General features: G+C 63.8%; 5 protein-coding genes. 2 read left to right on the top strand and 3 right to left on the bottom strand.

Going from position 1 to position 4,453, the window contains the following annotated elements:
- Window positions 1-266 precede the first annotated feature (266 nt).
- Both WBV89_RS09485 and WBV89_RS09480 read left to right on the top strand, forming a co-directional pair.
- Window positions 267-782 carry a hypothetical protein gene (locus WBV89_RS09485; RefSeq protein ID WP_423981095.1) on the top strand — a complete coding sequence of 172 codons (516 nt, stop codon included), beginning with the start codon at window positions 267-269 and terminating at the stop codon, window positions 780-782.
- A 219-nt stretch (window positions 783-1,001) separates the two neighbouring features.
- On the top strand, window positions 1,002-1,802 hold the full coding sequence (locus WBV89_RS09480) for a class I SAM-dependent methyltransferase (protein ID WP_423981094.1): 801 nt from the start codon (window positions 1,002-1,004) through the stop codon (window positions 1,800-1,802).
- Between the two features lie 194 nt (window positions 1,803-1,996).
- Here the strand turns inward: WBV89_RS09480 and WBV89_RS09475 are convergent, their stop codons facing one another.
- The 3 genes from WBV89_RS09475 to WBV89_RS09465 form a co-directional block, all read right to left on the bottom strand.
- Entirely contained in the window at window positions 1,997-2,836 is an 840-nt protein-coding gene (locus WBV89_RS09475) for an alpha/beta fold hydrolase (protein WP_423981093.1), read from the bottom strand.
- Between the two features lie 167 nt (window positions 2,837-3,003).
- Window positions 3,004-3,531: a DUF664 domain-containing protein gene (locus WBV89_RS09470; protein WP_423981092.1), complete on the bottom strand. Its 528-nt coding sequence runs from the start codon at window positions 3,529-3,531 to the stop codon at window positions 3,004-3,006.
- A gap of 208 nt (window positions 3,532-3,739) precedes the next feature.
- Window positions 3,740-4,309, bottom strand: coding sequence for a dihydrofolate reductase family protein (locus WBV89_RS09465; RefSeq protein WP_423981091.1), 570 nt, complete (start codon window positions 4,307-4,309; stop codon window positions 3,740-3,742).
- Window positions 4,310-4,453: the final 144 nt, after the last annotated feature.

The raw sequence follows: 4,453 nt of genomic DNA, 5'->3' as shown, positions 1-4,453 counted from the left end.
GTGTCGGAATCACCGGGCCACTGCGATCGGAAGGGACATAGCAAGACGTTAGAAGCTCAGCGTCGCTCGTCGCTGCGACTACCAAATGCGGACGCTGGCAAGAAGCCGTCCGATATCGACGGAGCAGATCGCGGTGACCACCTATCCGATACCGGCACGACCGCGAGCGGTCACCCGCGCGAGAACGCGCGTCCTCAATCCGGTGTTCCGGCACACCAATTTGGGAGCTTTGTTAGGGTCTTGCGCTACCTGACGAAGGAGCAGATATGCAAGGCGTCACCGAGGTCTGTACCGAGTGCGAGTTCGATCCTCGCCAAATCGCCTACGACCAACTCGGCCCGGAACTCCTGCGACTCGCGATCGGATACGAGGGGGTCATCGCTGACGCATCGGCGAGCGGCTGCCCAGCGTTGAGCAGCCGTCCATCGCCGGAGACCTGGAGCATCCTCGAGTACACCGGTCACGTCGAGTTCATCTACGGGTCCGTTGGTCAAATGTGTGAGATAGCCGACCCTGACGAGCTTGCACCGATCAATGGTGTCGATCCAGACGAACATGTCGACAACGCTCACTTCAACGAGGTCGCCCCAATGGAAATGTCGGCGCGAATCCACCGTGCTGGTGAGCAGGCTCGCGGGGCCCTCGCGGGTCTCGACAGCGGCGCATTCGACTGGACGCTGCTGTTCAATGGCAATCCTGCCCCACTCGGTCTGTTGACCGTGGCGATGGTGCACGAGAGCCACCATCACCTGCGCGACATCACCCAGTTGGCGGCCCCCTAGAAGTAGAGCCATCGCCGAGCTCAGCAGGCGTGGCCCGCAGTCTGCGAGGTTGTATCCCGATGTGCGCTCTCGCGCGCGCTCATATTGTGCGTCGGCAGAGACCGCTCGACCCGATCACGCCGGCACCACAGCGAGCGGTCAGGTGCCCCAGATTGTGCCCCGGGCACTTGAGAAGTGGAGTAGCGTCGCTATTCGACCGAGCGCATGGGGGTGCGAGCGATGGGCGAGTCCGGCTATCAGGTGTCGGGAAACGCGGCGGAGAACTACGAGCGAGTCGCGTCAGCGTTCATGATGCCGTGGGCGCAACACCTCGTCGGGCAGAGCCGTCTCACTGGCAGCGAGCATGTGCTGGACATGGCGTGTGGCACGGGCTTCGTCGCGAGGGCGGCTGCTGGCATTGTGGGTGCGGACCGGGTCGTTGGTGTTGACGTGAACCCGATCATGCTCGCTGTTGCGGAGACCGCAGCCGGAATTGAGGTACGCGAGCGATCCGCCGACGACACCGGTCTCGATGATCGCTGTGTTGACGTGGTGTTGTGCCAGCAGGGGCTGCAGTATTTCCCGTCGCCGGAGGCTGCGTTGGGCGAGGCCCGTCGATGTCTTCGTGCTTGTGGGCGGGCGTTGTTCTCGGTGTGGGCACCGTTTGCGGAGAACCCGTTCATCGCCGGCCAGATCGATGCCCTCGAAGAACACCTCTCGCCTGAGGCGGTTGCGGGGTTCCGCTCGACGAACATCGACGCGCTCGGTGGTGAACCGGGCGTGTCGACCCTGCTGCACGAGGCCGGTCTGGTCGACGTCGAGGTGACCAAGCATCGCCTCGATATCGATTTGCCGGCGATGGGCGAGTTCTTCCCTGAGTTGATCTCGGCGACGCCGTGGGCGGCGACGTTCGCTGGGCTATCGGATTCAGAGCAGCGAGCTGTCATTGCGCGGATGGACGACGCCGTCAGCCAACGAGCCGATCAGGACGGCACGACCGCAACGATGACCGTGATCGTCGCTGAGGGCTCGGCGGGGTGAGATCAACGGTCTGCACTCACAGGTGGGACCACACGAGATCGATGCACCTCTTCGGGCGGCGACCCACTCGGACACGCTCGAACTGGCGGTCCGATCGAACGGTCAGGCACTCGATGCTCTCCACTCCCGGATCCCGGGCAGGGTGAGCGCTGCTGGAGCACAGCTTCTCCGATCCGGTGGAGGCGACGCCGAGGTCACGCCTGTGCAGCGTCGCTTTGGAGGTAGTCGATCAGGAGGTGCGACAGGGCTTGGGGCTGGTCGAGTTGGACCCAGTGTCCGGCGTCTTCGATGCGTTCATAGCGCCATGAGTTGTCGACGAGATCAGCCGTACCGGTCACGAACTCCTCGATCAGGTGGGGGTCGTCGCTTGGCCAGATCCCCATCGTGGGTTGTGTGAAGCGAGGCAGCGGCCGCGTCGGTGCACGCATCATCTCGGGTCCAGCGTTCGCCCGATACCAGTTGAGTGCCGCGGTCAGCGCGCCGGGCTCCGACAGTCGAGCGATGACCTCGTCGGGCTCGGGATGTCTACCCCAGGCCTTCAGATTGGCCCAGTTATCTGCCTTCAACCACTCCTCGGGTATCTCGGGCGCCTGGAAGAACTGCATGTACCAAGCAAGCTCGAACTGGCGAAGACCCAGCGTGCGGAACACTCCAGGGTGACCCGCGCTGATGAGCACAAGTCGATCAACGCGTTCTGGCGCGAACATGGCGACCACCGACGCCACAGCAGCACCCCAGTCGTGGCCCACCACAGCAGCGCGGTCGTGCCCGAGCTCATCGAGCACCACAAGCATGTCCGCCATCGCCAAGTGCAACCGGTACGCCGTCGCATCGCGGGGCTTGCCTGAGCTACCGAAGCCACGCTGGTCGACAGCCACGGCCTGCATGCCGGCGGTGACAATCGCTTCAGCCTGGGCGGCCCACAACGTGTGGTCGTCGGGGAACCCGTGAATGAGCAATACCGGCGGACCTGACCCGCTCACCGCGTAGGCGATTTCTGTACCGTCGCCCGACACCACACTCTGCACGACCATCGCACACCCCGCCCGGAACTTAGCATCCAGACGTCGCTCGGATCCCTGAACTTCCTCCTCGGGTGGGGCACGCATATCCGCGGCGCATCATTCAACGACAGACCGCTCGTAGCGGCACTTTCGATCGGGTGATCCCACCCATATTGTTCGAGCGAACGAAGGTGCGGTCAGTCCGGAGGGTCTTCGCCGGTGCGGCCGTCGATGGTTTCGCGGATGAGGTCGGCGTGTCCGACGTGGCGTGCGTATTCCTCGATCATGTCAACGAGGAGACGGCGCAGACTGGGTGTGCCCCAGCCGTCGAACTCGTGGCCCGTCGCTCGTCCGAGCCCGCCGTCGGCGAATGCTTCGGCAACCAGCTCACGTGAACGACTGACGGCGCCACGCCACGCAGCCCATGCGGAACCTGGGTCATCGTTCGCGGTCCATTTCCAATCCTCGGCCGGATCGACGGACATGTCGGGCTGATGAGGATCGCGATCATGCAGCTTCCAGGCGAACGTCACGGCCTCGACGCGAGCGAGATGACGCAGAAGGCCCCCAAGGGTGATGTCGGAGGCACCGATCTTGGTGGCCATGGCCCCAGCATCGAGGTCGGAGCACTTCCACTCGAGGGTTCGGCGCGCCCGCTCGAGGCTGCCGATCAGTGTGTCGAACTCATCGCCGGCAAGTGGCGGTTCGGTGAGGATCGTTGCCATGACGAAAGCGTAATCACCGCGCCGCTACGTCCATCGCGCAGACCGCTCTCGCATAGCCTATCCGGCCCGCTCAGATCCACGCTGCTCCTCGACTCTGCGAACCGAGCAGGACGGTACCTCGGCGCTCGGTTGGGTGCTCGAGAATGTGCGGTGCCGCTTGGCCAGTTCTCAGTGACGCGCCATAGTCAGATCGTGCAGGCGGCCGACCTCAAGCGGTCTTGGGAGTGGATTGGTAGCGAAGGGCGACGGCTCCCGATCGGAACTCCTGACGTCCGACGAGTTTCAGTTCGAGCCGCTCATTCACTCCGCCGAACAGCGTCGGTCCGTGGCCCGCCACGACGGGCTGGACAAGGAACTCGTACTCATCGATCAGCCCGAGATCTGCCAATGCGAGCGGCAACGTCACGCCGCCCACCCACAGACCCTCGCCTGGCTCCTCCTTGAGCCGCTGAACTGCTTGCCCCAAGTCGCCTCGCACCAATTCGGCATTCCAGTCGGCACCGTTCAGTGTGCTCGACACGACGTACTTCTTGGTCTCGTCGATGGTCTCGGCGAAGGGGATCTCCCACTCCTCCATCCAGTCGGGCCACGTGCCTGTGGCCGGCTTCCGCCACGCTGATTCCATCATCTCGTAGGTGACTCGGCCGAAAAGCAGAGCATCGGCTCGTTCCATCTGAGCAGTCCAGTAGCACATCGACTCCTCGTCCGGGGGGAGCCCTGCCTCGTGATGACAGCAGCCGTCGAGCGTGATGTTGATCGAATAGCGGAGCGGTCTCATGTATCGCTCCGGTTTGGCTGGACCTGGAACTCGCCGACCTCGATTGCAACGAGGGTGGACATCTGGTCGGCGTCGGGACCCTGACCGCGGAACGCTTCCAACGCAGGCCGGTCGCGCCAGCGTTCGTAGACGTTGATGCGCGTC

Source organism: Ilumatobacter sp., from assembly GCF_049588435.1.
In the GTDB taxonomy this organism is placed as follows: domain Bacteria; phylum Actinomycetota; class Acidimicrobiia; order Acidimicrobiales; family Ilumatobacteraceae; genus Ilumatobacter_A.
The sequence above is the reverse complement of the archived record's forward strand: the minus strand, read 5'-3'. Positions and strand labels throughout refer to the sequence as shown.